Consider the following 24759-nt stretch of genomic DNA (forward strand, 5'->3'; position numbering starts at 1 on the left):
GACCGATCCGCTCCGGTACGGGCGTTCACAGAGGTCTCCTCCGGTGTCGACTCGGCGCCGCAGAAGAGCGGGCCGCCTCCCCCGTCCGTACCAACGAAGCCGGAGCGCCCTGATCACGGGCGAAGTGAAGATCTGTGACGTGAAACGGTCGGAACCGTGGACCCTGCCGGTCCCGTCCCCCACCCCACGGGGCATAGTTTCCCCTGGCTCCGCCGGTGCGGCCCCGAGTCGCCCGTACGGGTGGAGGCTCCAACTCGCCGCCCCTCGGGGGGCCGTGACAATTCAAGAGGCACAAGGACATTCAGGGGGAGTTCATTCATGTCAGCCGACACAGGGCACGTGCGGCGACGGCGTACGGCGCTGGCCGTCGCGGCGGTCGTCGCCGCGCTCGCCGTCACGGCCACCGGGTGCGGACCTGAGGACGACAACGCGGGGGGCGATCCCAGCGCTTCACACTCCGCCGAGCAGGACAAGAAGAAGCGGGACCTCGGCCTTCCGGAGAACCTGCCCAAGGACCTCCCCAGCTCCCTCGAGGACCTGGACAAGTGGCGCAACGGCGAGTGGAAGAACTGGGACCGGGACGAATGGCTGCGCCGGGCCAAGGAGTTCATCAACCCGGTCATCGATGACCTGTGGGACCCGGACCGGATGAAGGACGCCGACGGGAACGACCGCAAGGTCGACGAGGACGAGATCGACGACGGCGGGAGCGGCGGCGACACGGACGAGGGCCACACCGACCCCACCCCCGAGCGCGTGCCCGCCAAGCAGGTCAAGCTGCCCTACACCAAGTCCAGTCCGCCGGTCGGCAAGGTGTTCATGGACACCCCGCAGGGCTCGATGGTCTGTTCCGGAACGGTCGTCACCGATCCACGGCACCCCGGCAAGTCCAACCTCGTCGCGACCGCGGGCCACTGCGTGCACGCGGGACGGAGCGGCGGCTGGTTCCGCAACGTCGTCTTCGTGCCCCGCTACAACCCGAAGGGTCTCTCCAACGCGCAGCTGGCGAAGGCGGCGCGGAAGGACGTCGCCCCTGACGGCGTCTGGTGGGCGAAGTACGCACGCACCACCGACCACTGGATCCGGAACGGGTCGAAGACGGGCGGTAAGGGCGCTCCCCAGGACTTCGCCGTGATGAAGGTCCGCCCCGAGGACAGGAAGTCCGGCCCCTCGCTGGAGGAGACCGTGGGCAAGGCCGCGAAGGTCAACTTCAACACGCCCCGGGTGAAGGCGATCCCGGGCCTGACTGCGCACGGCTACCCGGCGGCGCCGCCCTTCGACGGTACGAAGATGCTCACCTGCGCCGGCAAGCCGGCGCGGCTGACGCTCGATCCGCGTCAGCCCACGATGTACCGCCTCGGCTGCACCATGACCGGCGGCTCCTCCGGAGGCGGATGGCTCAGCCCGAGCGGCAGGGAACTGCTCTCCGTCACGTCCGTCGGGCCCATCGAGGGCGGCTGGCTCGCCGGACCGCGCATCGGGCGGGAAGCCAAGGGCGTCTTCGACAGCCTCTCCGCCAAGTAACCGCGAACGGCGGGGTGTTCGGGGCAAGCGGAGACGCCTGCCCCGAACACCCCGCTCTCGACCAGCTCCTCCGGCGGCTCCTCGGCGCGCTCTGCGCCACCAAACACCTGCCGAGGGGCGCCGCTCACCGGGCCCGGGCTCGGGCTTCCATTTACACGCTGGGGGATCGTTCACATGTCACCGATACGCAGGCACAGGCGCCGAGTTACGACCTCGGCCGCCGCGGTGCTGGCGGTGCTCGCGCTCGCCGCCACCGCCTGCCAGGCCGGCAGCAGCGCGGACGCGCAGGCCCAGGCTTCCGCGAAGCCGTCGCCGAGCCAGGGCCTGGGGCTTCCGGAGAACCTGCCCAAGGACCTCCCCAGCTCCCTCGAGGATCTGGAGAAGTGGCGCGACGGCGCGTGGAAGGACTGGGACCGCGACCAATGGATCCGTGAGGGTTCCGACTTCGTGAATCCCTACATCAAGGACCACTGGAAGCGCGACCGCATGGACGAGGCGGAGGACAACGGCAAACGGGTCCCCGAAGACCTGGAGTCCGCGTCGGGCGCGAGCGCCAGCGGTCCAGAGCCGCGGCCTGTGCAGGCGCGCGGGGTCGACACCCCGTACACGCGGAACGCGGCACCCGCGGGCAAGGTCTTCATGGACACCCCGAAGGGGCCGATGGTCTGCTCCGGCACGGTGGTCAAGGACCCGCGGAATCCAGGGCGTTCAAACCTGGTCGCGACAGCGGGCCACTGTGTGCACTCGGGCAGGAACGGCGGCTGGCTGCGCAACATCATGTTCGTGCCCGCCTACAACAACCGCGGCCTCCCGCCGTCGCAGGTGCGCGGCGCGCAGCCGCAGGACGTCGCCCCGTACGGCCAGTGGTGGGGCGAGTGGGCGCAGACCAGCGACTACTGGATCAAGCAGGGCTCCGCGTCGGGCGGCGGCGGCTCGCAGCAGGACTTCGCGGTGCTGCACGTGAAGCCGGTACAGCCCGCCGGCAAGTCCCTGGAGGAGACCGTCGGCGCCGCGGTGCGGATCAACTTCCGCGCGCCGGGCGCGGAACGCTTCTCCGGGCTCAGCTCGTACGGCTACCCGGCGGCGCCGCCGTTCGACGGCGCGAAGATGTACAGCTGCACCGACAAGCCCGGCCAGCTCACGATCGACCCGTCGCAGCCCGCCCTCTACCGCATCGGCTGCACCATGACCGGCGGCTCCTCAGGCGGCGGCTGGTTCATGAAGGGCAGGAACGGCAAGGCCGAGCTGGTCTCGGTCAACTCGATCGGCCCGCAGCCCGCCACCTGGCTGGCAGGGCCGCGCCTCGGGGCGACCGCCAAGGGCGTCTTCGACGCCGTCAGCAAGAAGTACGCCGGGAAGAACTGAGCTCGGAAGAGACGACGCACCGCAACGGCCGCGGTCCGCCCCCGGGTGCTCCGGTGGCGGGACCACGGCCGTGCTGTCGTTGCCGCTCGTGGACGACTCCGACAGCTTCGGGGGCGCCGCTACAGCCTCTGCGGGCCTGCCGCCTGCGGCTCGAACTTGCGCAGTTCCGCGGCGAGTTCGGCGTGCACACGCGCCTTGAGCAGAGTGCCGTCCTCGGTGTGCGTCTCGGAGAGCACCTCGCCCTCGTTGTGCACGCGCGAGACCAGCTTGCCCTCGGTGTAGGGAACCAGCGCCTCCAGCTCGACGGAGGGACGCGGCAGCTCCTCGTCGATGAGGGCACGCAGCTCCTCGATGCCCTGCCCGGTGCGGGCGGATGCCGCGATCGCCCGGGTTTCCGCACGCAACAGCCGCTCCAGGACGAGCGGTTCGGCCGCGTCCGCCTTGTTGACGACCACGATCTCGGGCACGTGAGAGGCTCCCACGTCCCTGATCACACCGCGGACCGACGCCAGTTGCTCCTCGGGAGCGGGGTGTGCGCCGTCGACCACGTGCACGATGAGGTCGGCGTCGGCCACCTCCTCCATCGTGGAGCGGAAGGCGTCCACCAGGTGATGCGGCAGATGCCGGACGAAGCCGACGGTGTCGGTCAGCGTGTGCACCCTGCCGCTGGGCGTCTCGGCCTTGCGCACTGTCGGGTCCAGCGTCGCGAACAGGGCGTTCTCCACTAGGACGCCCGCGCCCGTGAGCCGGTTGAGCAGCGAGGACTTGCCCGCGTTGGTGTAGCCGGCGATGGCGACCGACGGCACCTTGTTGCGGCGCCGCTCCTGCCGCTTGATCTCACGGCCGGTCTTCATGTCCGCGATCTCACGGCGCATCTTGGCCATCTTCTCGCGGATGCGCCGCCGGTCCGTTTCGATCTTGGTCTCACCCGGGCCACGGGTGGCCATGCCGCCTCCGGCCGAGCCGGAGCCGCCACCGCCCATCTGCCGCGACAGCGACTGACCCCAGCCGCGCAGCCTCGGCAGCATGTACTGCATCTGCGCCAGTGACACCTGCGCCTTGCCCTCACGGGACTTGGCGTGCTGCGCGAAGATGTCCAGGATCAGGGCCGTGCGGTCGACGACCTTGACCTTCACGACGTCCTCGAGATGGATCAGCTGGCCGGGGCTCAGCTCACCGTCGCAGACGACGGTGTCGGCGCCGGTCTCCAGGACGATGTCCCGGAGTTCCTCCGCCTTGCCCGACCCGATGTACGTGGCCGGGTCCGGCTTGTCGCGACGCTGGATGACTCCGTCCAGGACGAGCGCTCCCGCCGTCTCGGCGAGGGCGGCGAGCTCCGCGAGGGAGTTCTCCGCGTCCTGTGCGCTGCCGGAGGTCCACACGCCCACGAGGACCACGCGCTCGAGGCGCAGCTGCCTGTACTCGACCTCGGTGACGTCCTCCAGCTCGGTGGAGAGACCCGCCACGCGGCGCAGTGCGGCCCGCTCGCTGCGGTCGTACTGGTCGCCGTCACGCTCGCCGTCGATCCCGTCACTCCAAGCAACGTCCTCTTCCATCAGGGCGTCAGCTCGGCGGTCAGACTCGGTGACACGCTGGCCGTTGTTTGGAAGAGAAGAGGAGTAGGTCATTTGGTCCTTACGTCGAAGTGAGAGATGCGGGACGGAGAAATGCGTCAGCGTCCCAATAGGGCAACGCCCGTCCGGCGGTATTGATTCCCGCCTTCGGCCCCGCGATGCGCGTCCTGCGCCGAGTGAAATGGTGGCACGGGCGGTCCGCGCAGTCATCCGGATTTGCACCGCACGGCCCGCAGTCCCCTTGGGCTGCGGGCCGCCGGTCAGGAGCTGCGCCAGTCCGGATGGCCCGGCATCGGCGGGGTCTTCTTCCCGTACAGCCAGTCCTTGAGGAAATCGCTCAGGTCCTTCTTGGCGACGGCGTTGACGAACCGGACGAAGTCCGCGGTGGAGGCGTTTCCGTCGCGGTTCTGAGTGATCCATTCACGCTGCAGCCTCATGAAGTCCTCGTTGCCGATCTTCTCGCGGAGTGCGTAGAGCGCCACGGCCGCGCCGTCGTAGGCGCTCTTGCGGAAGATCTCGATCTTGTTGCCCGGCCTGGGCGCTCGCAGCCTGGCCGGAGGGCCGTAGTTCTTGCGCCAGCTGTCGGACTTCTTGTACGCCTCCCGCACCCGCGAGGTCAGCGCCGTGCCGCCGTGACCGGTACCGTAGAGCCACTCGTACCAGGTGGCGTGGCCCTCGTTCAGCCACAGGTCGTCCCAGCTCCTGGGTGACACGCTGTTGCCGAGCCACTGGTGAGCGAGTTCGTGGACCATGACCTCCTCCTTGTACGAGGAGGGCACGACGGGGGCGGCGAGGAACTGCTTCTCGAACAGCGAGAGCGTCTGGGTCTCCATGGCGAATCCGAGGTCGGCGTCGGCCACCAGCAGTCCGTACGTCTCGAACGGGTAGGGACCCAGGCGCCGCTCCAGCCATTTCAGGTGACGAGGGGTCTTCTTCAGATAGGGCAGCAGCTTCTCCCGGTCCCGCCGCGGCACCACGTCCCGCAGCGGCAGCCCGTGCGGTCCCTTCGCACGGCGCACGTAGGAGCGGCCCACGGAGACCTGGGCGAGTTCGGTCGCCATGGGATGCGCGACGCGGTAGGTCCACCGGGTGTTCTCGCCGCGGCGCACCTTGCTGCGCAGCTGCCCGCCGGCGACCACGGTCAGCGATCTCGGGGCCGTGACGTGGAAGGTGAAGCGGGCCTTGTCCGAGGGGTGATCGTTGCCGGGGAACACGCGATGTGCCGCGTCGGCCTGGTTCGCCATGACCAGGCCGTCCTTGGTACGAACCCAGCCGCTGGTCGCCGCCTCACTCGTCGGGCTCGTGTGACGGACGACCACGCGCATGCGCTGGCCCTTGCGCAGCTTCTTGGAGGGGGTCACGACCAGGTCCTCGCCGGCCCGTGCGTACCGAGCGGTGCGTCCGCCCACGCTGACCGAGGCCACCTTGCCGGAGCTGAAGTCGAGGTTGAAACGGGTGAGTCCGTTCCGGGCGGTGACGTCGGCGTCGATGACGGTACGGGCATCGAGCGGTTCGGTGTTGTTGCGTCCCCAGCGGAAGGAGATGTCGTACGCGCGCACGTCGTATCCGGGGTTGCCCAGGTGGGGGAAGAGCCGGTCGCCGACGCCGAGCGGCTTCGGGGACGGCAGTCCGGCACCGACGAGCGCCAGGACGGCGCAGGCGACTGCCGCGGAGTTACGGGCGGCGGATCGGGCGGCCGGGTGGGTGCGGGTGGTCGGGGCGGGTCTGTTCACTGCGCGGGACGAGTCGACCATGCATCAGTGCTATCAGCAGATTGATCGGCTTCCGGGTCGGCGCAGCAGCGCCCGGCGCCGCCCCACCCGAAAGAACTCCGGAGGGGGCGACGTGCCGGGGAGGCGGTTCAGCGGGCCGGCAGCGGGCGGGCGGCCCGCGTGACGTCGTAGACGCCGGCGACGCCGCGCATGGCGCGCATCAGGGCGGGCAGCCCGGCGGCGTCCGGGAGTTGCAGCGTGTACGTGTGCAGTACGCGCTGCTCGCGGGGCGGCTCGACCTCGGCGGAGACCACGGTGGCGCCCTGCGCCGCGATGATCTCGGTCAGGTCGGCCAGCAGGTGTGTGCGCCCCAGCGCCTCGGCTCGAAGCGTGACCCGGCATCCCGAGGCGCCCTGCTCCCAGCGCACGGGCACGGGCCTGCGCCCGGTGGCGGTCATGCGGGCCACGGAGTGGCAGCTGTCGCGGTGAACGGTGACGGTGCCGCCGCGGACGGCGAATCCGGTGACGTTGTCGGGCGGCACGGGCGTGCAGCAGCCCGCCAGCCGTACGACGGCGTGCGGCTCCTCCACCACGACGGATGCGGCGGCCTCGGCGACCGGGGCTCCCTCGCCCCACTCCCTGCGCCGGGCGGTGCGAACGCCCGCTCTTCCCTCGGCGTGCGCCTCCTCCGCGGCTCCACCTCGGACGGACGTCGAAGACCCCGTACCGGCAAAGAGCCCCGCCCGGGCGTCCTCGCCGCCGCCCGTCGCGCCCGCCGGCGCCAACTCCGGCTCCGGGGCGGGTGGATGGGCGGCGAGCCAATGCCTGATGGCGATGCGCGCGGCCGGGGTACGGGCGTGCTCCAGCCACTCCGGCGAGGGGCCGGAGGGCACCGAAGCCGCCGCGGGCTCCATGAAGAGCTGCACGGCGTCGCCGTCCCGCAGGACGGTGCTCAGCGCGGTCAGCCGCCCGTTGACGCGGGCTCCGATGCAGCTGTGCGCCGCCTCGCCGAACCGCGCGTAGGCCGCGTCGACGCACGTCGCACCCGCGGGCAGCGGCAGCGCTCCGCCGCCGGCGGCGGGCGCAACTCCGGGTGAGGCGCAGTAGACGGTGATCTCCCCGTCCTGCGCCAGCTCGTCGTGCAGTTCCGCCCAGAAGGTCTCGGTGTCGGTGGCGTGGCTCTGCCACTCCAGGAGCCGGGAGAGCCAGCCGGGACCTCCGGGCTCGCCGCCGCTCTCGCCCTCGCCGCCCTGCGAAGCCCGGTGGGGGTTGCCGAGAGCGATCACACCGGCCTCGGCGACCCGGTGCATCTGCCGTGTACGCACGAGGACTTCGGCCACGCGGCCCTCCTCGTCGGCGAACGCGGTGTGCAGCGAGCGGTAGAGGTTGAACTTGGGGGCGGCGATGAAGTCCTTGAACTCGGCGACGAGAGGCGTGAAGCAGGTGTGCAGTTCGCCGAGGACCGCGTAGCAGTCGGCGTCCTCCTCGACCAGGACCAGCAGTCTGCCGAAGTCGCACGGCCCCAACTCACCGCGTTTGAGGCGCAGTCGGTGCACGGAGACGGTGTGGCGGGGCCGGATCAGCACCTGTGCGGCGATGTCGGCCTCGCGCAGCAGCCGCCGTACGGACGTCGCCACCCCGGTGAGCGGATCCGGCTCCCGCGCATGCTCGGCGATCAACTCCCGTGCTAATGCGTGCTCTTCGGGGTGCAGGATGGCGAAGGTGAGGTCTTCCAGCTCGCTCTTGAGCGCCTGCACGCCGAGGCGTTCCGCGAGAGGGATCAGCACGTCGCGGGTGACCTTGGCGATGCGTACCTGCTTCTCGGGCCGCATGACGCCGAGCGTGCGCATGTTGTGCAGCCGGTCGGCCAGCTTGATCGACATCACCCGGACGTCGTTGCCCGTGGCCACGAGCATCTTGCGGAAGGTCTCGGGCTCCGCCGCCGCGCCGTGGTCGACCTTCTCCAGCTTGGTGACGCCGTCGACGAGGTAGCCGACCTCGTCGCCGAACTCCTTGCAGACCTGCTCCAGCGTCACGTCCGTGTCCTCGACGGTGTCGTGCAGCAAGGAGGCGGTCAACGTCGTTGTCTCGGCGCCGAGTTGGGCCAGCAGCAGCGTCACGGCCAGCGGGTGGGTGATGTAGGGGTCGCCGCTCTTGCGCATCTGCCCGCGGTGCGAGGACTCGGCGAGGAGGTACGCGCGGCGCAGCGCTCCGAGGTCCGCACCGGGATGGTGGGCGCGGTGAACCTTGGCCACGTGCTCCATGGCGTCGGGAAGGCCGTCGCGTCGCGGTGCCTGCCCCAGCAGGGCCGCGCGGCTGAGCCTTCGCAGACTCCTCATGGCACCTCCTGCTGTTCGCGTCGAAGCAACGCCCCGGCCAGGCCCGGGCCTGTGATGTTACCGACCCCAGCACACCCTGATGTCCGGGTCCCGCCCAGCGTGAAACGGATCACCCGTCCGAGGGACGTTTGGAGTCTGGCCAGTTGAGGGTGCGGTTCCTGAATGACCTTCAGCGGTACGCCGGGACAGACGGACGTGCCCGGCTACGCGATCACGCGTGGAGCCACTCGGGGTCGAGGGTCCCCTCGGCGACGATCACCGCGGGACCCGTCATCTCGATCCCGCCGTCGGTCCGTTCGGTGATCACGAGCGTGCCGCCGGGCACTTCGACCGTGTACGTCGCGTCCTCGCCGTCGGCCGCAGGGTCCAGTCCGTCGCGCCGCGCCGCTGCGACCATCACCGCGCACGCCCCCGTGCCGCACGACCGCGTCTCGCCCGAACCGCGCTCGTGCACGCGCATGGCGACGTGCCGCGCACCGCGGTCCACGACGAACTCGACGTTCGTGCCGGACGGGTAGGCCGACGCGGGCTCCACGTCCGGAGTCTCCAACAGCCTGCCGGCGTCCGCGAGATCGCCGACGAAGGCGACCGCGTGCGGATTGCCCATGTTCACGTGCAGGGCCGGCCAGCTGAGACCGCCGGCGCGCACGGTCACGCCGCCTCCCGGCAGCACTGCCGGGCCCATGGAGACGGTGACGCCCGAACCGTCCTCGGCGAGGTGCGTACGCTTCACGCCCGCCCGGGTCGCGACGGCCACGTCCCCGGGCTTGACCAGCCCGGCGCGCTCCAGGTGGCGCACGAAGACGCGCACCCCGTTGCCGCACATCTCCGCGACCGAGCCGTCGGCGTTGCGGTAGTCCATGAACCACTCCGCGTCGCCCGCCATGTGCCGGGCCTCCGGGTGGGCCGCGGAGCGCACGACGCGCAGCAATCCGTCGCCGCCGATCCCGGCCCGCCGGTCGCACAGCCGCGCGACCGTCCCCGCGGACAGCTCGAGGAGCCCGTCCGGGTCGGGAAGGATCACGAAGTCGTTCTCGGTGCCGTGCCCCTTGAGGAACGGCACGGGCTGTGCGCTGCTCATGCTGACGATCGTACGGGAGCGGGGCGCACCCGGCCGGGGCACATCAGGTCAGCGCAGCCTCGCCACGCGCCAGATCGCGAGCACCACCACGGTGCCGACGACGACCGCATACAGGGCGACGATCCGCCAGTCAGGGCGCTCACCCGATCCAGGAGCGGGCAGCCCCGGCCAGGACAGGCCGACGCGGCGAGCGGCCATCACGGCCCAGCCGGCCGCGCAGCCGCAGATCAGCAGCCCCAGCATCGAGACGACGGCGCCCGTGCCGCCACCGGGCTCGAAGGCGAGCGGGAAGGCGAACATCAGCGAGCCCAGAGCGCTCAGCACCACGATGGGAGCGAGCTGCCACAGCCGGAGCTTGCGCGGGGGCCGCAGTTCCTGCGCCTCCACGTCGGCGTCCCGGGCTTCGGGCGGTGCGTCGGAGCCGTCGAGGTCCGCGGCGGCGTCCGGCTCGTCGTCGATGTCCAGGTCGTCGGCGGCGCCCGCGTCGGCGGCGGGATCCAGATCGTCGCTCACGCCCTCTGCCCCACGCGGGCGGTCGGCGGCGGAGTCCCCGTTGCCGAGGGGCACGCCTCGAGTGCGGCCCTCGAGACCCGAGAGATCGTCGATACGTCCCACGGACCCGGCGCGCTCAACCTCGTCGACAGCGGTCTCCTCATTGTCACGAGGGCCGGCCTCCATCGCCACCCGCCCTCCCAACTACAACTGCAGGCTCCGAACGATGGTCGATGATGGCACGCCGGAATGACTGCGGCAGACGCCCAGGACGTCCCGATGCCATCACGTGATCAGGCTGTGACCGGCCGTTCTACAACTCATCGGGATTGTGTCGATCACCAGCACAACTGTGTCTCGGTGAGGTCGCCGACGAGTGTCATTGGTCACTGATGCCCGCCCTTTCACGGCCCCGGGACACCCGCGTCCCGCGGCGCATCCTCGCCGTACCCAGCGGATCTCCTCCTCGACGGGTCACGGGGCGGCGGCCGGCAAGGAAGTGGAACTCGTCCTCTCCGGATCGGCGAGACGGACCCAGCTCTCATCGCCGTTCGGCCGGCATCGGTGTGCCGGGCACCAGGCCGGGCCAGGGCGGCTCCTTCGTTCAGGCACCGCAGGGGAGCCGATTGTGGCGATTCCATCGCTTTCGCCCGGCAGTGTCCGGCGGCCGGGTGGGCCACGCGTGGCGTGCGTTCGAGAAGTCCCTCCGGGGCAGGGACTTCCTCGCCGTCACCTCGGTTGCCACCCCGGAGCTTCCCTCGGCGCCTTGTTGGCCGGAGTCAGGCGCATCGTTGCGTCGTCCATCTGGTTCACCTTCCCCGGTCGCATCTTCGCCGCGATCCCGTGCCCGATGACGAGGTAAACCACGGCAGGCAGAACGTAGTTGAGGAGGATGACCAGGAATTCGTTCTCCACCGTGAAAAGGTTCTGGGACCATCCGGCGATCCAGTACGCCATGTCTTCCATGTACAGAACGAACAGGTTGCCTCCGTCGGCACCGAGCAGATAGAGAACGATCCACAGGCCCACGAAAGCGGCTGCGATGTCGGCGATCGTGTGGACCACGAAGGGCGGCCATATCGATGGCGACTCATCGCGAGGTCCGCCCTGTCGACGACTCTTGCGGGCGGGCTCGTAAGCGTGACTCATTACGGTCCAATCTCTGTGGTGCGCGTCTCTCAGGAACACCGGAGGGCGAGGCAGCCCGGCGTCGCCTCCGTCACTCGTCGGAGGCCCGCCGTGATCTCGTGCGGGCGACTGGCTCCTTCGTGCGTTCCTCCCTGCGCACCTTGCGTTGAACGACCTGGGCACGCAATTCGCCTGCCGCGCGTGGCCCGGGTGAAGTCCACCAGACCGCAGGCTCGGGCTCCCGGGCAGGTCCGGTGCCGCAGGCCGTACAGGACCTTACGACTGTCGGGAGCGGCACCCGGCACGGTGCCGCCGCGGGTCCACCGGTCACCCGTGTACCCGCTCGCCGCGGCGGAAGTACGCCCCCTTCGACTCCCGCCGCGGATCGATCCCCCGCAGGGGATCGGACCCCGGCCAGGGCGGCGAACGACGCCGCATTCTTCAACGCGTCATTCCCGAGCGGAACTTGATGTCGCGGTGGTCATCCCCGGCGCATTTTCGCGGCGATTCCGTGGCCGATGAAGAGGTAAACAAGAGCGGGGAGGCCGTAGTTGAGCACGAAGCGCACCTGCTCGTTCTCCATGGTGAAGATGTCCTGCGACCAGCCTGCCAGCCAGTTGGCCATGCCCTCGACGAACTGGACGAATACATTGGCCTGGTTGGCTCCCAGAAGGTGGAGCAGGATCCACAGACCGAGAAATGCGGCTGCGATGTCGGCGATCGTGTGGATGATCAGCGCCGTACGCTTGGACGCCGGTTCGCCACGGGTGTCGGGGTGTGCATGACCCGTGGTCATCGGCTCGGGGGTGTGACTCATGACGCTCCAGTCTCTGGGGGCGAATTCCTGGCGGAGCAGGGTCGGCGCATGGCGAATGCGGTGAGTCGACCTCTCTGTTTCATGAGGCTCACCGCCTCCTCCCACGCGTGATCCCGCGCGGGATCTGCCCTGTCCCACGCACTCTGCGAAGAACGCCCTGACCGCGTTACGTGGTTGCATGCCCCCAGAGGTAGTTACGAGAGTTCCACACCCGTTTCACAGGGAATGGTGTGATGGATTTCTCCTCTTACGGGCCGGAAGGGAACGCGGCAGGAGTCATTCGGGCGTGGTCCCGGCGTCGCCGCACCCCTGAAGGCCGTCAGCGGCCCAGTCCTCGGCGAATCGCGGTCTCCACCGGCGAGTGGTCGCCGCCGGGCCGCTCGAGGCTCGGACCCTGCCCCGGCTCGGGAAGCAGCGGCGGCTGCGCCATGAAGCGGGGTTCGAGGCCTCGGTGAGGTTGTGCGGCGTGGACGAGGAAGGGGTGACAGAGGTAGACGTCACCGGCCCGGCCCGTGGCAAGGGCGAGCGGTCGGTGTTCGGTGGCGGGCACGGCTCGCTCGGCGAGGTCGATGAAGGGAAGGCCCGCCTCCCGCTCGGGTTCGAGAAGCGCGGCAACGTCCAGATGGGAACCGGCGCGGATCCTGGTGGGCGCGTCGTCCTCCCCCACGTCGGACATGAGGAACAGCATCAGCAGCCACCGCCCCCGCGAGGAGACGTTCACCCGGTAGAACGTGAAGTCGGCGGGATCGTCTCCCGGGAAGCTCGCATCGACGTGCCATCCGTCGTCGCCCGGCTCCTGGTCGCTACGGAACCGCACCGGGAACGTGCCGAGACCGCCGATGGGCGCCCAGCGACCCTCGCCGACGAGGACGTCGAACGCGGCATGCAGCCGGGGCGAGCCGGCGGCGGCCCGGAAGGGTTCTTGCCCGTAGGGGCCGAGCCGCAGAACTGGGCTCTTCCACGTCGCCGGGTCGTCGGGCTCACCGTCGATGTCCCGCCACATGATCTCCCGGCACTCCGCGGCGAGATCGCGCGGGAACGCCCCCTCAAGGCGGAGGAATCCCTTCTCGATGAAGTCGGACAGGTCGGCATCGCTGATGATCGGCTCACCCACCGGCTCAGCGTGCCATCGAGGCGGAGGCACCGGCCATCGATTTTCAACCGGCCGGACCGCCGGAGATCGGCGCCATACCCATGCCGTATGCGCTGTGTATAAGCTTCGTGAAGGCTGCGCATCGGTGGATGCGTCAATGGCATGAAAGGGGCGAGGGCGGCCGTGTCTGGTGAGGCACCGGATGAGTCTGTGGAGCTCGAACAGCTGCGGCACGCGATGGAGACCCGCCCCGTCATCGATCAGGCGAAGGGCGTCCTCATGGCTGCGTACAGCCTCTCGCCGGAGGACGCGTGGAAGATCTTGGTCACCGTCTCGCAGCACTCCAACACCAAGCTCAACGCGGTTGCGGAGGAGATCGTGGCGAGCACGCAGGAAGGCGTCGTCGACGGACGTCTGCGCACCATGATCGAAGCCGCGCTGAAGCAGCTGAGATCCGGCTAGGCCTGCTGGGCCTGTCGTCCACCGGACGCGGACGCACTCAGTGCCTGCCGTGAGCGCTGTCCGAAACGCCACCGAAAAGGCGGGCGACGAGGCGGAAGGGAAGCGTGACGATGGTGGCGACGGCGCCGCCGATCGTGCGCAGAACATCGGCAATGGCCTTGAACATGTCTGGTCCTCCGTTCACTTGGTCGACGTGCCGAGCCGCACGACCATGCCGTGCGGCCGGTGCGTGAGTTGCCCGGAGCGGTCGGGTGAAACGTCGCCTGCTCTTGTCCAGCGCCTTGCCGGATCTTCGGATCCTGGAATTCGAGAGCCGCATCGCTGCGGGCGCGGCGCCGCAGCCGCACGGCTCCCTCACTTCGGGGTCGTGGCGACGTTGTGGCGACGCAGCCTCAGGAAGGCTGCGGAGAACTCACCGGAACGTGACCGGCGGACCAACTGCCTTTCGGGGCGGTGAACTTTGAGTGTTTTCCGGCGAGGCGTCCGTCATGGACGGCGCCGGAGAAAGCACGGGGGTACTTCGGGACGCGGACAGGAGAGGTTCTCAACTCCCGGAGAGGAAGGCATAGATGGCCGATGCAGCCGTCCAGACGAAGCGAACACAGGTGGCCTCACCTGCGAAGTGATCCACCAGGTCATCGACCGCGCCGCCTCACCGCAGCGGGCCACATGAGAGAACGACCCCACCGGCTGCGCTCCCGAACCGGCTGGGGTCTTCGCCATTGCCGGGCCCGGGCCGGGCAACGGCGCCCTTCCTGGGTAACCGGCACAACGCAGTTCACACCCTGCGGTCTTGACCGACCTGGGGTTACCAATGGTTCATCCCGATGGGTGCAGTCCCGCCCGGCGAACACCTCGAACCGGGTCCGTGCCGCGACGCACCCGTTCCCGACGCTCAGTTGACGTCGGACGTCCGTCGAGGGTGATTCCGGCGATGCGCTGGGAGCGGCCGCGGGTCGCCCGCCCTCCCCCAAGTCCTGGTCGCGACGGCCTCGTTGGAGGTTCTCAGGCTCGCTCCCGGTCGGTACGGCGCAGATCAGGCCGTGACCGCCTCTTCCAGCAAGGCCAGTGCCCTCCCTGTGAGTTCCGGCCGGTCCTCCGCGGCGCCGCTGAGCCAGTGCACGCGCGGGTCCCGGCGGAACCACGAGTCCTGGCGGCGTGCGAAGCGCTTCGTGGCACGCACGGTCTCCTCACGTGCCTCCTGCTCGGTGCACTCTCCGGCGAGCATCGCGAGGATCTGCTGATAACCCAGCGCACGCGAGGCGGTACGGCCGGTTCGCAGCCCGGCGGCCTCCAGCTCGCGCACCTCTTCGACGAGGCCCGCCTCCCACATCCGCCCGACGCGGGCCGTGATCCGGTCGTCGAGCTCCGCCCGGGCGACGTCGACCCCGAGCTGGACCGTCTCGTAGACGGCCTCGTGGCCTGGAAGGTTCGCGGTGAAGGGGCGGCCGGTGATCTCGATGACCTCCAGGGCGCGCACGACGCGGCGCCCGTTGCTCGGCAGGATCGCGCGCGCCGCCTGCGGGTCCGCGGCGGCAAGCCGCTCATGCAGGGCTCCGGACCCCTGAGCTGCGAGTTCGTCCTCCAGCCGGGCCCGTACGGCCGGATCGGTGCCGGGGAAGTCCATGGCGTCGATGGCGCCCCGCACGTACAGGCCGGAGCCGCCCACCAGGACGGGGACCCGTCCCGCGGCGCGCAGCCGGTCCATCTCGGCGCGGGCGAGCCTCTGGTACTCGGCGACGCTGGCCGCGACCGTGACGTCCCAGATGTCCAGCAGGTGGTGCGGTACGCCCTCGCGCTCGCTGAGCGTGAGCTTGGCCGTACCGATGTCCATGCCGCGGTAGAGCTGCATCGAGTCCGCGTTGATCACCTCGCCGCCGAGGTGGCGGGCGACCGCGACACCCAGGTCGGACTTGCCGGCGGCGGTGGGCCCGACGACGGCGACGACGGGCGGGGCGGAGCCGCGGCGGGACGGAGACGTCAGGGGCCCTCCGGGCGCCGCGGCGGGGACCGGGGACGGGTCTGCGGCATTCACGCGGCCAGTGTCGCAAACCTCCCGCACCGCTCCGGACCCGAACGAGCGACGTGACGACGGCCCTGCGGTTTCGTTGCCTGTTGCGAGGGTCCCAAGGCCGATTTCCGGGACGGTTCCGCCGCAGGCGGGGAGCTGCGCCCGTTCCCGGTGCGCCGGATCGCAGCGACATTAGTAAGGTCAGGAGTGTAGATATGGGCGTCTTTGCACGACTTCTGCGGCGTTCTTCCGGGTCACCCCGGAAGCCGGCTGCCGGCGCCGCCCCCGCAGCTGAAGCCGCAGCGGGTGGGAAGGCGAAGGAACAGGAGGTCTCGGCGGCTGCCGGAGGCGGGGACGAGTCCGAGGACGTCGGCATCCCGAAGCAGCAGTCGGCCGACGGAGCAGCCGACAGCGAAGCCGCGGACGACGCCCGCAACTGAACTGCCGCCGAGGCACACCGGACGGAAGGAAGGTGGCCACCATGGGCTTCATGGACAAGGTCAAGGGGATGCTGGGCCAGCACAGCGACAAGGTGACCAAGGGCATCGACAAGGCCGCGGGCATGGCCGACTCCAAGACCAAGGGCAAGTACAGCGACAAGATCCGGTCCAGCACCGAGAAGGCCAAGGATCAGGCCGAGAAGTACGGCCGTGAGGGCGGCGGCTCCCAGGGCCGCGGCGGCAAGGGCCCCCAGGGCGGTTCCTGACCTCAGGGCAACTCATGATCGTTCCGGGTCCCGGCCCGCCGTCGGCACGTGGCCGGGAGCCGGGCCATGAGCGCGAATTGCGGGCGTGCCTCCGCCGGAATTCCGGCGGTGGCACGCCCGCACACGTCATGTAGACATCTCAGGTCCAGCTCGTGACGAAGTAGCCCACTCCGTAAGGGGCTTCGTCGTACAGCAGCCGCCCGCGCAGCGCACTGCCGCCGGCGGCCGCCGCGCCGGCGAGCACCTGCCAGCAGGAGCGGCCTGACGCGTTCAGCTCGTACGCGAGTTCCTCGTCCAGCGCCAGCAGGGCGTCGGCGTCCGCGCTTCCCAGGGCGCGGGCCGCCTCGGCGTCGAAGGCCGTGGCGCGTTCGTCGAAGTAGCCGGGGGCCTTGACCGTGCGGCAGTTGGTGCCGTCGCCCATCACGAGAAGGGCCACCCGTTCGGTGCCGCCGGCGAGTTGACGCCCTGTCTCCTCGCACCGCACCCGGCTGAGCGGTTCGCCGACCCCGAGGCCCTCCACGGGCGAGGTCGTCCAGCCCTCACGCGCCAGCAGCCATGCGCCGACGGCCAGGGACGAGGGAAGCGGACGCGCCTCGGCGGGAGGCTCCCCCTTGCCGAGGGAGACGTCCAGGTCCACGCCGAAGCCGCGGAAGGAACCCCGCGCGCCCTGCGGGTGCGTGCCCCGGGCGGGCTGCTCCGCCGGGCCGATGACGACGAGACTGTCGGGGCGTGCGTCCGCGAGGGCGCCGAGCGCCTCGTCGCACGCGGCGCGGGCGGCGTCCATCTCGTGGGCCGCGCCTCCGGCGACCTCGGGGACGAGCAGGGGCGGGCTGGGGCACGTGGCGGCGGCGACAAGCATGGCGCGCAGCTTAACGCCGTGAGTCGCTCTGCGTAACCGCGCGATGCAACTTCGCGCGGGGTGCCGTCGGCTGCCGGTCGATCTTGCTCCCCGGCCGCTGTCAGCCCTTCTTCGGGTCGGTGTCGTGGACGAGTTCCGCCACGGAGAAGCGGTGGTGGAACGTCTCGGTGGCGCCCTTCGACATGACCAGGTAGCCGTCGGCGATCGCGTAGATCGTCTGCCGTCTGACGATGCGCGGATGCTCGGGCTTGAACGCCTTCGCGCGCTCCAGCAGCTTCGCCAGCGCGTCCTCGCGTGTGCCGTCGAACTCGCCGAGCAGGAACGCCTCCCAGCGGCGGTCGCGGAAGCCACCGGTCTCCTCGACGATCAGTCCCCAGCGCGGCACGCGCTTCCCCTTCGTTCGGACTTCCTTGTGGATACGGGCGGTTCGGTGCGGCACCGCCGACAGGTTCAGCAGACGCCGCAGCCGCTGCCGCCCGCGTCGGCGGGCAGAGGCTCGGGCGCCCCGACGGTCGGCAGGCCCAGCATCACGCCCTGTTTCGCGGTCGCATCGTCGGGAGCTGCGTTCCGCGCCTCCCACGCGTCGCCGGCCCGCGTCCGGCGCACGGCGGTGGGCGGCGCCTCGGCGAGCAGGTGGTGGGGCGCCGCGTAGGTCACCTCGACGGTGACCATGTCGCCCGGGCGCACCTGCTCGGCGGGGCGGGCGAAGTGCACGAGGCGGTTGTCGGGGGCGCGCCCCGACAGCCGCTTCGTGGCCTCGTTCTTGCGTCCTTCGCCCTCGGCGACGAGCAGTTCGAGGGTGCGTCCGACCTGCTTCTTGTTCTCCTCCCAGGAGATCTCCTCCTGGAGGGCCACGAGGCGTTCGTACCGCTCCTGCACGGTCTTCTTCGGGATCTGCCCGTCCATCTCGGCGGCGGGCGTCCCGGGCCGCTTGCTGTACTGGAAGGTGAAGGCCTGCGCGAAGCGCGCCTCCCGCACCACGTGCAGCGTCTCCTGGAAGTCCTCCTCGGTCTCGCCGGGGAAGCCCACGATGATGTCCGTGGAGATCGCCGCGTGCGGCATGGCCGCGCGGACCTTGTCGATGATGCTCAGGAAGCGCTCCTGCCGGTAGGAGCGCCGCATGGCCTTCAGCACCCGCGACGAGCCGGACTGCAGGGGCATGTGGAGCTGCGGCATGACGTTCGGCGTCCCGGCCATCGCCTCGATCACGTCGTCGGTGAAGTCGCGCGGGTGCGGCGAGGTGAAGCGGACGCGCTCCAGGCCCTCGATGCGTCCGCAGGCCCGCAGCAGTTTGCTGAACGCCTCGCGGTCGCCGATGTCCGACCCGTAGGCGTTGACGTTCTGGCCGAGCAGCGTGATCTCGGTGACGCCCTCGGCGACCAGCGCCTCGACCTCGGCGAGGATGTCGCCCGGCCTGCGGTCCTTCTCCTTGCCGCGCAGCTGCGGGACGATGCAGAAGGTGCAGGTGTTGTTGCACCCGACGGAGACGGAGACCCAGGCCGCGTACGCGCTCTCGCGCCGCGTCGGCAGTGTCGAGGGAAACGCCTCCAGCGATTCTGCGACCTCGACCTGCGCCTCCTCCTGGATGCGGGCCCGCTCCAGCAGTACCGGCAGCTTGCCGACGTTGTGCGTGCCGAAGACGACGTCGACCCAGGGGGCCTTCTTCACGATCGTCTCGCGGTCCTTCTGCGCGAGGCAGCCGCCGACCGCGATCTGCATGCCGGGCCGTGCGGCCTTCTTCGGCGCGAGCTGACCGAGATTGCCGTAGAGGCGGTTGTCGGCGTTCTCCCGTACCGCGCAGGTGTTGAAGACGACGACGTCAGCGCCGTCGCCCTCCGCGCCCTCGGGCGCGCGCACGTAGCCCGCCTCCTCCAGCAGGCCCGCCATCCGCTCGCTGTCGTGGACGTTCATCTGGCAGCCGAACGTCCGCAGCTCATAAGTCTTCGCAGTCATCTCAGTCGAACAGGGTACGCGCTCGGGCACGGCGCACGCCCCTCGCTGCCTGGGCCCCGCTCGCCCCTCCTAACGCGGAGGCCGCTCCCCCGTCTCCGCGGATCAGGCGCGTCCCGGGGCCGCCGACGTGAGGGGGAAGGCGACACCGGTGAGGCTCTCCGAGAGCCCCCAGAGGCGCTCGGCGTCACGCGCGTTCTTCGCGGCGGCGCTCCTGCGGGCCGGTGCCGGGTATCCGCGGCTCTCCATCAGACCGCCGGGGCCGGTGTAACTGCCGCTCGGCAGCGGCTGGGTGGCGGCGTAGAGCGACGGCAGGGCACCCATCTCGTCGGGCTGCGCGACCAGCCGGTTCGTGGCGGCCATGAACGCCTTCTCGGCCTTGTTCGTCGTGTGGCCCTGGAGGTTGGTCGCGGAGTACCCGGGGTGGGCGGCGTGCGCCGTGACGGGCGACCCCACGGACTCGAGCCGCCGCGCGAGTTCGGCGGTGAAGAGGAGGTTGGCGAGCTTGGACTGCCCGTACGCCCGCCAACGGCTGTACCCGCCACGGGAGTTGATGTCGTCGAAGGCGATGCGGCCGGTGCGGTGCGCCATGGAGGAGACGGTCACGACGCGGCCGGTGATGTGCGGCAGCAGGAGGTTGGTGAGGGCGAAGTGGCCGAGGTGGTTGGTGCCGATCTGCATCTCGAAGCCGTCGGCCGTGCGGCGCTCGGGTATCGCCATGACGCCCGCGTTGTTGACCAGGATGTCGAGCCTGCCCTCCCACTTCTCTGCGAAGGCGCGTACGGAGGCCAGGTCGGCGAGATCCAGCCGCCGCACCTCGGTGCTGCCCTGCACCGTGGATGCCGCGGCCTCGCCGCGCGCCGTGTCCCGTACGGCGAGGACGACGTGCGCCCCGGCACGTGCCGTCTCCCGCGCGGTGACGAGACCGAGGCCGCTGTTGGCTCCGGTCACGACGACCGTGCGGCCGGAGAGGTCGGGGAGCTGCTGTGCTGTCCATCCTGGAGTAGTCATGGCGCGAATGTAGTCAGTGACAACATGGGTCGTCAATCGCAGCCCCCCACGCCGCGTCCCTGCCGCTCCTCCGGCCGGTCCTCACCCGGGTTCCGGGCGCTCTCCCGGCGAGCCGCTGACCAGGGCCGGTCGAGTACTCTGCCGCCATGCGCGCCCGCTCCTACCACCACGGCAATCTCCGCGCCGCCCTCCTCGCACGTGCCGAGGAGACGATGCGCGAGCGCGGCGTCGCTGCACTCTCCCTCCGCGAGCTGGCTCGCGAGACCGGCGTCAGCCACGGCGCCCCCCGGCGCCACTTCGGCGACCGTCAGGCGCTGCTCGACGCACTCGCCGAGGACGGTTTCGTACGCCTCGGCCAGGACCTCGACGCCGCCGTGCGGGAAGCCGAACCGGAATGCACCGCGCAGCTGCAGGCCCTCGCCCGTGCCTACGTCCGCTTCGCCACCCGGCACGCGGCCCTGCTGGAGCTGATGTACGCCGGGAAGCACCGCGAGGGCGCCGAGTCCGTGTACGCGGCGGCGGAGCGGGCGTTCGCCGTCTCGCTCGGCGTGATCTCCAGCGCGCAGGAGTCCGGCGAGCTCGTGGCCGGCGATCCCGAATACCTGGCCCAGCTGGCACTCGCGACGCTCCACGGGCTGACCGCCATGGCCAACAGCGGGATGCTCGACGCCGAGGAGCTGGAGGCCGTCGTGCCCGACGCCGTCGAGAAACTCCTCCACGGGCTGCGGCGACGGTGACAGCCGCCGCCGGCCCGCCGCCCCTTGCCTGCGCCCCCGGCCTCGCGTCCGGAGCCCTCGCCTGGCACGATCACCGTCCATGTTGAGCCTCCGACGTACCGCAAGCCGACTGACCGGCGGGCTGCACGCGGGCAGACGGCACCTGCTGCGCGCCGCCGCGGCCGTGACCGTCGTGCTCGGGGTGCTCGTGTGGTGGCTGGTGCCCGGCGGGAGCGCCTCCCCCAGCGGCACGGTCACCTTCGCCACCGGCGTGCCGACGGGCGTGTACGCGCGCTACGGCTCTCTCCTCCAGGAACGTCTCCACCGCGAACTGCCCGATGTCCAGCTGCGGTTGCTCAGCAGTCAGGGCTCGGTGCAGAACCTCGACCTGGTCACGTCCGGCAAGGCCTCCTTCACCATTGCCGCCTCGGACGCGGTGGCCACCTACCGGGACGGCAAGGAACCGGGCGCCGACGGGCTGCGCGCGTGCGCGCGGCTGTACGACGACTACATGCAGCTCGTCGTTCCGGCGGGCTCGGGCGTGCGCAGCGCCAAGGACCTGAAGGGCATGCGGGTGGGCGTCGGCCAGAAGAGGTCCGGGGTGAACCTCATCGCGGGAAGGCTGCTGCGCGCCGCCGGACTCGACGTCGACAAGGACGTGCACGCGGTGCGCCAGGGCATCGACCGCATGCCCGACCTGCTGGAGAAGGGGAAGATCGACGCCTTCTTCTGGTCCGGGGGCCTGCCGACCGCCGCCATCGAGAACCTGTCGGCGAGGACCAACATCCAGCTCGTACAGCTCGGTGATCTGGTGGAGAAGCTCCACGCCCTCGAACCCGAGACGCGCTATTACCGCGCCGCCGTGATGCCTGCCGACGCCTACCCGTCCATCCAGCAGGGCGAGCCCGTCGACACCGTCGCCGTGGCGAACCTCCTGGTGACCACGGACCGTACGGACACCGCCCTCACCGAAGGCATGACGCGGGCGGTACTCAACAGCCGCGACCAGATCGGCGAGAAGGTCCACGCGGCGCAGAAGGTCGACAGGCGCACCGCGATCTACACGGCGCCGCTGCCGCTGCACAAGGGCGCGCGGCACTACTACAGGTCGGTCAAGCCCTGAGCGGTGCCCGGCAGTTGGTGCCGCCGGGCCCCCTCACCCGTCACCTCACGCCGGGCCACCATCCCGGCGAAGCTCCCGCGGCCGGCGACCTTGCCGCGGTCGAGTGCGGTCACGCCGGAACACGCGTCCTCGATCTCCGCGGGGGCAACCCTGCTGTGCTGCCGGGCCTTCGCCGTATGCGTGATCACTCAGCCGCCGACTCCCTTTTCCCGGCCGTCGCTTTCCACTCAGGAAAGTACTTGCCGGGCTCGACAGGCGATGCTATTTTCCTCTCAGGAAAGTAGGTTCCGGCCAGGAAACACGGGAGTGATCACGATGACCCGACAGCGTCCGACGCCCGACGAGGCGGCCCGCGCCCTCACGCAGGTCGGGCAGCGCGAGGAGCAGGCCATCAACGGCGGCACGAGCGACGCTCTGTGGGTGCGGCTCGTCATCGGGCTGCTGCTCTTCGGCAGTCTCGCAGCCCGCGACTTCCTCGGCAGCGACGCCAACTCATGGATTTCCATCGGCTTCGCGCTGCTGATCGTCCTGTACGCGATACTGCTGCGGACCCGGCGCGGGTCGAGCGCACTCGGCCGTTCCGCCCGGGTCGACATGAGGTCGGCGACCGCAAGGAACTCGACCGGGTACACGCAATGGGTGCCGTTCGCGATCGTGGTGCTCGCACTCGCCGTCGGACTCACAGGGGCACGCTTGGATCTCCCGTACTGGCACACCGCCCTCGGCGCCGTGCTCGCCGCCATCCTGATCTTCTTCGGCCCCGCGCTGGAGCGGGCCCTGCTGTCGGCCGGCAAGCGCGGGCCCGGCAAGACGGACGCCGCCCGCCCATGACGGACCCCGAGATCGACCCCGTGCTCCTCGACCCCACGCGCCTGTCCATCGTGTCGCTGCTCGCGGCCACCGAGTGGGCCGAGTTCGGGTGGGTGCGGGACTCCGTGGGCATGTCCGACTCGGCGCTGTCCAAGCAGGTCACGACGTTGAGCAAGCATGGCTACGTCGAGGCCGAGAAGGGGTACGTGGGCAAGCGCCCGCGTACCTGGCTGAGCCTGAGCAAGTCCGGACGCGGAGCGCTGGAGGGCCATGTCTCCGCCCTCCAGCGGATCGTCGACCAGTCACGGCAGGCCGGCAAGGCACACGATGACCGGGCGGACCGGGAGACCGACGCCGGTGGGTCGTCGCCGCCCACCGGCGGCTGAGCGAACCGAACTCGCGCCTCCGGGACGGGACTTACCCCGGCGAGCCCCTCTCCCCGCGCGCCGGAAGCTGTTTCCGGCTCCGGCGTGCCATGCGGGACCCGGCAACGGCCAGCGCCGCGGCGAGAGCCGTGAGCGCGGCGGTCTGCGCGCCCGCGGCATACACGTGCAGGTCGGACATGTGGGGCTCCATGAGCAGGACGAGCATCCCCGCACGCTCTGCCAGGACCGCGCAGCTCAGCAGCGCCAAGGCCAGGGGCACTTCGGGATCGGCGGCGGCCACGGCGCCACGCGCGCGGGCGGCGAACCAGCAGCCGGCCGCCACGACGCATGCCGTTCCGCTCGACCAGACGGAGTCGGCGCCGTCCCTCCACACCACGATCGAGCCGCCCATGAGGACGCACGAGCCCATGAGCGCAAGGCCCGGCGGCACCGGCAGACGTGCCGGCGGGGCCGAACTGTGGAAGGCGCACACGACCGCGAGGACCGTCAGCCAGCCGGAGGCCGCGAAGGCGACCGAGTAGCCGTCGAGGGATACGGGCCATCCCGTCGCCCAGTCCACGACGAACGTCAGCCCCGGCAGGTTGGCAAGGACGGTGAACACGAACGCGGTCCTCCGCCGGTCGCGCAGCAGCGCCGCGTAGGCCGCAACCCAGCACAGCGGCAGCAGCCACAGGCAGGTGGCGCGCACCCCCTCCATCACGCCGTGGGCTTCGAAGGCGCTGATGAACAGGGCACTCTCGTGCGCGGGCGCCCCGCTGTACCAGGCCAACGAGAGCGCGCGGTCGGTGAGTTCACGCGCCCCGTGCATCAGGATGCTCAGCAGCGCGAACAGCCGCACGGTGGCGCCGGCCACGGCGTACCGGGGTTCGGCGCGCGGCCCGCCCATCCGGGTCCGCACCGCGAGCGCGGCGATGCTGGCCACCTCCCGCCAGGAGGGGCGCAGTTCCTCCCGCTCGTACTCGTCGAAGTCCTCGAGGTAGGTATCGACGATCTCCTCCTCGCGCTCGGCGCGGTAGGAGGCGGGCAGCATGCGCAGGACCCTGCGGTAGCGCTGTTCCAGCAGCGACGTCATGCGCCACCCCCTGCGAGTCCGGGGCGCACCGTCCCGTGCACGGGTGACTGCTTCCCGGGAGATCCGCGCCGGCCCGCCACCCGCCGGGCCGCGGTCCGCGCACCCTCCGCCATGCGCTCCGCCTCCTCCGACAGCGCCGCCTCACCGGCGTCGGTCAGCCGGTAGTAGCGCCGCAGGCGTCCCTGGTGCGCCTCCTCGCGGTCCAGCTCGATCAACTCGTCCTCCGCCAGCCGGTCCAGCACTCCGTAGAGGGTGCCGATCCGGAGCTGCACGCGGCCGTCCGACAGCGCGTCGACCTCCTGCACGATGCCGTAGCCGTGGCGCGGCTCGTCGGTCAGCGCGACGAGGACGAAGAACGCCGTCTGCGTCATTCCTCTCGATGCCATGACAGCACCATATCTTGGAAGACAAGATATTGGCCTTGAACGGCCCATCGGGGAACGGGACTTCAGCCGAATCGCCGGTCAGTGGGCCTTCCCCGAGGGGAAGTCCGAATGGAGCTCCGAGGGGAACGAGGACGGGTCCCGG

Annotated in this window: 26 protein-coding genes; 9 read left to right on the top strand and 17 right to left on the bottom strand. The window is 70.5% G+C overall.

All coding sequences use genetic code 11. The features are described 5' to 3' along the window. Nucleotides 1-318: 318 nt before the first annotated feature. Nucleotides 319-1524, top strand: coding sequence for a trypsin-like serine peptidase (locus G4Z16_RS07015; protein WP_197349824.1), 1206 nt, complete (start codon nucleotides 319-321; stop codon nucleotides 1522-1524). 174 nt (nucleotides 1525-1698) lie between these two features. Then, nucleotides 1699-2889: a trypsin-like serine peptidase gene (locus G4Z16_RS07020; protein ID WP_197349825.1), complete on the top strand. Its 1191-nt coding sequence runs from the start codon at nucleotides 1699-1701 to the stop codon at nucleotides 2887-2889. A 119-nt stretch (nucleotides 2890-3008) separates the two neighbouring features. Here the strand turns inward: G4Z16_RS07020 and hflX are convergent, their stop codons facing one another. The 8 genes from hflX to G4Z16_RS07060 all read right to left on the bottom strand — a co-directional run bounded on the left by hflX (nucleotide 3009) and on the right by G4Z16_RS07060 (nucleotide 13146). Beyond that, entirely contained in the window at nucleotides 3009-4517 is a 1509-nt protein-coding gene (gene hflX, locus G4Z16_RS07025) for a GTPase HflX (protein WP_197349826.1), read from the bottom strand. A 206-nt stretch (nucleotides 4518-4723) separates the two neighbouring features. Further along, complete coding sequence (locus tag G4Z16_RS07030; protein WP_197349827.1) at nucleotides 4724-6217, bottom strand: M1 family metallopeptidase; 1494 nt, start codon at nucleotides 6215-6217, stop codon at nucleotides 4724-4726. Nucleotides 6218-6324: 107 nt separating this feature from the next. Then, nucleotides 6325-8514 carry a RelA/SpoT family protein gene (locus G4Z16_RS07035; RefSeq protein ID WP_246530717.1) on the bottom strand — a complete coding sequence of 730 codons (2190 nt, stop codon included), beginning with the start codon at nucleotides 8512-8514 and terminating at the stop codon, nucleotides 6325-6327. A 211-nt stretch (nucleotides 8515-8725) separates the two neighbouring features. Further along, complete coding sequence (dapF, locus tag G4Z16_RS07040; RefSeq protein WP_197349828.1) at nucleotides 8726-9595, bottom strand: diaminopimelate epimerase; 870 nt, start codon at nucleotides 9593-9595, stop codon at nucleotides 8726-8728. Nucleotides 9596-9643: 48 nt separating this feature from the next. Then, the gene (locus tag G4Z16_RS07045; protein WP_246530718.1) at nucleotides 9644-10273 is read right to left on the bottom strand and encodes a hypothetical protein; all 630 of its coding nucleotides are present in this window, start codon (nucleotides 10271-10273) and stop codon (nucleotides 9644-9646) included. A gap of 543 nt (nucleotides 10274-10816) precedes the next feature. Then, nucleotides 10817-11152 (bottom strand): hypothetical protein, encoded by a 336-nt coding sequence (locus tag G4Z16_RS07050; protein WP_197349829.1) that lies wholly within the window; start codon nucleotides 11150-11152, stop codon nucleotides 10817-10819. A 544-nt stretch (nucleotides 11153-11696) separates the two neighbouring features. Further along, nucleotides 11697-12011, bottom strand: coding sequence for a hypothetical protein (locus G4Z16_RS07055; RefSeq protein WP_246531234.1), 315 nt, complete (start codon nucleotides 12009-12011; stop codon nucleotides 11697-11699). Between the two features lie 340 nt (nucleotides 12012-12351). Next, a complete protein-coding gene (locus G4Z16_RS07060; protein WP_246530719.1) occupies nucleotides 12352-13146 on the bottom strand; it encodes a phytanoyl-CoA dioxygenase family protein in 795 nt (264 codons plus the stop codon). A 189-nt stretch (nucleotides 13147-13335) separates the two neighbouring features. Between G4Z16_RS07060 and G4Z16_RS07065 the strand changes: the two genes are divergently transcribed. Further along, nucleotides 13336-13587 carry an ANTAR domain-containing protein gene (locus G4Z16_RS07065; protein ID WP_246530720.1) on the top strand — a complete coding sequence of 84 codons (252 nt, stop codon included), beginning with the start codon at nucleotides 13336-13338 and terminating at the stop codon, nucleotides 13585-13587. A 37-nt stretch (nucleotides 13588-13624) separates the two neighbouring features. Here the strand turns inward: G4Z16_RS07065 and G4Z16_RS32910 are convergent, their stop codons facing one another. Both G4Z16_RS32910 and miaA read right to left on the bottom strand, forming a co-directional pair. Continuing rightward, nucleotides 13625-13753: an LPFR motif small protein gene (locus tag G4Z16_RS32910; protein WP_281393670.1), complete on the bottom strand. Its 129-nt coding sequence runs from the start codon at nucleotides 13751-13753 to the stop codon at nucleotides 13625-13627. An 870-nt stretch (nucleotides 13754-14623) separates the two neighbouring features. Further along, entirely contained in the window at nucleotides 14624-15571 is a 948-nt protein-coding gene (gene miaA / locus G4Z16_RS07070) for a tRNA (adenosine(37)-N6)-dimethylallyltransferase MiaA (protein ID WP_197354225.1), read from the bottom strand. Nucleotides 15572-15813: 242 nt separating this feature from the next. On the opposite strand from miaA, the gene G4Z16_RS07075 reads away from it, so the two are divergent. Continuing rightward, entirely contained in the window at nucleotides 15814-16038 is a 225-nt protein-coding gene (locus tag G4Z16_RS07075; RefSeq protein WP_197349832.1) for a hypothetical protein, read from the top strand. A 41-nt stretch (nucleotides 16039-16079) separates the two neighbouring features. Further along, nucleotides 16080-16304, top strand: coding sequence for an antitoxin (locus tag G4Z16_RS07080; RefSeq protein ID WP_197349833.1), 225 nt, complete (start codon nucleotides 16080-16082; stop codon nucleotides 16302-16304). 139 nt (nucleotides 16305-16443) lie between these two features. Here G4Z16_RS07080 and G4Z16_RS07085 read toward each other — a convergent pair whose 3' ends face one another. The 4 genes from G4Z16_RS07085 to G4Z16_RS07100 form a co-directional block, all read right to left on the bottom strand. Continuing rightward, nucleotides 16444-17163 carry a class III extradiol dioxygenase subunit B-like domain-containing protein gene (locus tag G4Z16_RS07085; RefSeq protein WP_197349835.1) on the bottom strand — a complete coding sequence of 240 codons (720 nt, stop codon included), beginning with the start codon at nucleotides 17161-17163 and terminating at the stop codon, nucleotides 16444-16446. Between the two features lie 100 nt (nucleotides 17164-17263). Then, the gene (locus tag G4Z16_RS07090; protein WP_197349837.1) at nucleotides 17264-17548 is read right to left on the bottom strand and encodes a hypothetical protein; all 285 of its coding nucleotides are present in this window, start codon (nucleotides 17546-17548) and stop codon (nucleotides 17264-17266) included. 65 nt (nucleotides 17549-17613) lie between these two features. Continuing rightward, nucleotides 17614-19116: a tRNA (N6-isopentenyl adenosine(37)-C2)-methylthiotransferase MiaB gene (miaB, locus tag G4Z16_RS07095; RefSeq protein WP_197349839.1), complete on the bottom strand. Its 1503-nt coding sequence runs from the start codon at nucleotides 19114-19116 to the stop codon at nucleotides 17614-17616. Nucleotides 19117-19218: 102 nt separating this feature from the next. Next, nucleotides 19219-20124, bottom strand: a complete 906-nt coding sequence (locus tag G4Z16_RS07100; protein WP_197349841.1) for an oxidoreductase — start codon at nucleotides 20122-20124, stop codon at nucleotides 19219-19221. A 146-nt stretch (nucleotides 20125-20270) separates the two neighbouring features. On the opposite strand from G4Z16_RS07100, the gene G4Z16_RS07105 reads away from it, so the two are divergent. Together G4Z16_RS07105 and G4Z16_RS07110 are read left to right on the top strand one after the other, a co-directional pair. Beyond that, a complete protein-coding gene (locus G4Z16_RS07105; protein WP_197349843.1) occupies nucleotides 20271-20861 on the top strand; it encodes a TetR/AcrR family transcriptional regulator in 591 nt (196 codons plus the stop codon). Nucleotides 20862-20940: 79 nt separating this feature from the next. After that, entirely contained in the window at nucleotides 20941-21963 is a 1023-nt protein-coding gene (locus tag G4Z16_RS07110) for a TAXI family TRAP transporter solute-binding subunit (RefSeq protein ID WP_197349845.1), read from the top strand. On the opposite strand, the gene G4Z16_RS07115 is transcribed toward G4Z16_RS07110, so the two are convergent. Further along, the gene (locus G4Z16_RS07115) at nucleotides 21942-22151 is read right to left on the bottom strand and encodes a hypothetical protein (protein WP_197349846.1); all 210 of its coding nucleotides are present in this window, start codon (nucleotides 22149-22151) and stop codon (nucleotides 21942-21944) included. The genes G4Z16_RS07110 and G4Z16_RS07115 overlap by 22 nt on opposite strands. Nucleotides 22152-22278: 127 nt before the next feature. On the opposite strand from G4Z16_RS07115, the gene G4Z16_RS07120 reads away from it, so the two are divergent. Both G4Z16_RS07120 and G4Z16_RS07125 read left to right on the top strand, forming a co-directional pair. Then, nucleotides 22279-22794 (top strand): hypothetical protein, encoded by a 516-nt coding sequence (locus tag G4Z16_RS07120; protein ID WP_197349848.1) that lies wholly within the window; start codon nucleotides 22279-22281, stop codon nucleotides 22792-22794. Then, complete coding sequence (locus tag G4Z16_RS07125; RefSeq protein ID WP_197349850.1) at nucleotides 22791-23159, top strand: winged helix-turn-helix domain-containing protein; 369 nt, start codon at nucleotides 22791-22793, stop codon at nucleotides 23157-23159. Before G4Z16_RS07120 ends, G4Z16_RS07125 begins: the two co-directional genes overlap by 4 nt. Nucleotides 23160-23190: 31 nt before the next feature. Here G4Z16_RS07125 and G4Z16_RS07130 read toward each other — a convergent pair whose 3' ends face one another. After that, nucleotides 23191-24231 (bottom strand): hypothetical protein, encoded by a 1041-nt coding sequence (locus G4Z16_RS07130; protein WP_197349852.1) that lies wholly within the window; start codon nucleotides 24229-24231, stop codon nucleotides 23191-23193. Further along, nucleotides 24228-24617: a PadR family transcriptional regulator gene (locus G4Z16_RS07135; RefSeq protein WP_425508056.1), complete on the bottom strand. Its 390-nt coding sequence runs from the start codon at nucleotides 24615-24617 to the stop codon at nucleotides 24228-24230. The genes G4Z16_RS07130 and G4Z16_RS07135 overlap by 4 nt, the downstream gene beginning before the upstream one ends. Nucleotides 24618-24759: the final 142 nt, after the last annotated feature.

The organism is Streptomyces bathyalis (assembly GCF_015910445.1).
In the GTDB taxonomy this organism is placed as follows: domain Bacteria; phylum Actinomycetota; class Actinomycetes; order Streptomycetales; family Streptomycetaceae; genus Streptomyces; species Streptomyces bathyalis.

What these genes read in the sequence shown, in the direction of transcription:
- G4Z16_RS07020 (WP_197349825.1), top strand. Translation starts at nt 1,699, where the DNA reads ATGTCACCGATACGCAGGCACAGGCGCCGAGTTACGACCTCGGCCGCC.
- miaB (WP_197349839.1), bottom strand. Translation starts at nt 19,116, where the DNA reads ATGACTGCGAAGACTTATGAGCTGCGGACGTTCGGCTGCCAGATGAAC.
- G4Z16_RS07125 (WP_197349850.1), top strand. Translation starts at nt 22,791, where the DNA reads ATGACGGACCCCGAGATCGACCCCGTGCTCCTCGACCCCACGCGCCTG.
- G4Z16_RS07120 (WP_197349848.1), top strand. Translation starts at nt 22,279, where the DNA reads ATGACCCGACAGCGTCCGACGCCCGACGAGGCGGCCCGCGCCCTCACG.
- G4Z16_RS07080 (WP_197349833.1), top strand. Translation starts at nt 16,080, where the DNA reads ATGGGCTTCATGGACAAGGTCAAGGGGATGCTGGGCCAGCACAGCGAC.
- G4Z16_RS07035 (WP_246530717.1), bottom strand. Translation starts at nt 8,514, where the DNA reads ATGAGGAGTCTGCGAAGGCTCAGCCGCGCGGCCCTGCTGGGGCAGGCA.
- G4Z16_RS07045 (WP_246530718.1), bottom strand. Translation starts at nt 10,273, where the DNA reads ATGGAGGCCGGCCCTCGTGACAATGAGGAGACCGCTGTCGACGAGGTT.
- G4Z16_RS07100 (WP_197349841.1), bottom strand. Translation starts at nt 20,124, where the DNA reads ATGACTACTCCAGGATGGACAGCACAGCAGCTCCCCGACCTCTCCGGC.
- dapF (WP_197349828.1), bottom strand. Translation starts at nt 9,595, where the DNA reads ATGAGCAGCGCACAGCCCGTGCCGTTCCTCAAGGGGCACGGCACCGAG.
- G4Z16_RS07085 (WP_197349835.1), bottom strand. Translation starts at nt 17,163, where the DNA reads ATGCTTGTCGCCGCCGCCACGTGCCCCAGCCCGCCCCTGCTCGTCCCC.
- G4Z16_RS07015 (WP_197349824.1), top strand. Translation starts at nt 319, where the DNA reads ATGTCAGCCGACACAGGGCACGTGCGGCGACGGCGTACGGCGCTGGCC.
- G4Z16_RS07110 (WP_197349845.1), top strand. Translation starts at nt 20,941, where the DNA reads ATGTTGAGCCTCCGACGTACCGCAAGCCGACTGACCGGCGGGCTGCAC.
- G4Z16_RS07055 (WP_246531234.1), bottom strand. Translation starts at nt 12,011, where the DNA reads ATGACCACGGGTCATGCACACCCCGACACCCGTGGCGAACCGGCGTCC.
- G4Z16_RS07105 (WP_197349843.1), top strand. Translation starts at nt 20,271, where the DNA reads ATGCGCGCCCGCTCCTACCACCACGGCAATCTCCGCGCCGCCCTCCTC.
- G4Z16_RS07135 (WP_425508056.1), bottom strand. Translation starts at nt 24,617, where the DNA reads ATGGCATCGAGAGGAATGACGCAGACGGCGTTCTTCGTCCTCGTCGCG.
- G4Z16_RS07075 (WP_197349832.1), top strand. Translation starts at nt 15,814, where the DNA reads ATGGGCGTCTTTGCACGACTTCTGCGGCGTTCTTCCGGGTCACCCCGG.
- G4Z16_RS07030 (WP_197349827.1), bottom strand. Translation starts at nt 6,217, where the DNA reads ATGGTCGACTCGTCCCGCGCAGTGAACAGACCCGCCCCGACCACCCGC.
- hflX (WP_197349826.1), bottom strand. Translation starts at nt 4,517, where the DNA reads ATGACCTACTCCTCTTCTCTTCCAAACAACGGCCAGCGTGTCACCGAG.
- G4Z16_RS07130 (WP_197349852.1), bottom strand. Translation starts at nt 24,231, where the DNA reads ATGACGTCGCTGCTGGAACAGCGCTACCGCAGGGTCCTGCGCATGCTG.
- G4Z16_RS32910 (WP_281393670.1), bottom strand. Translation starts at nt 13,753, where the DNA reads ATGTTCAAGGCCATTGCCGATGTTCTGCGCACGATCGGCGGCGCCGTC.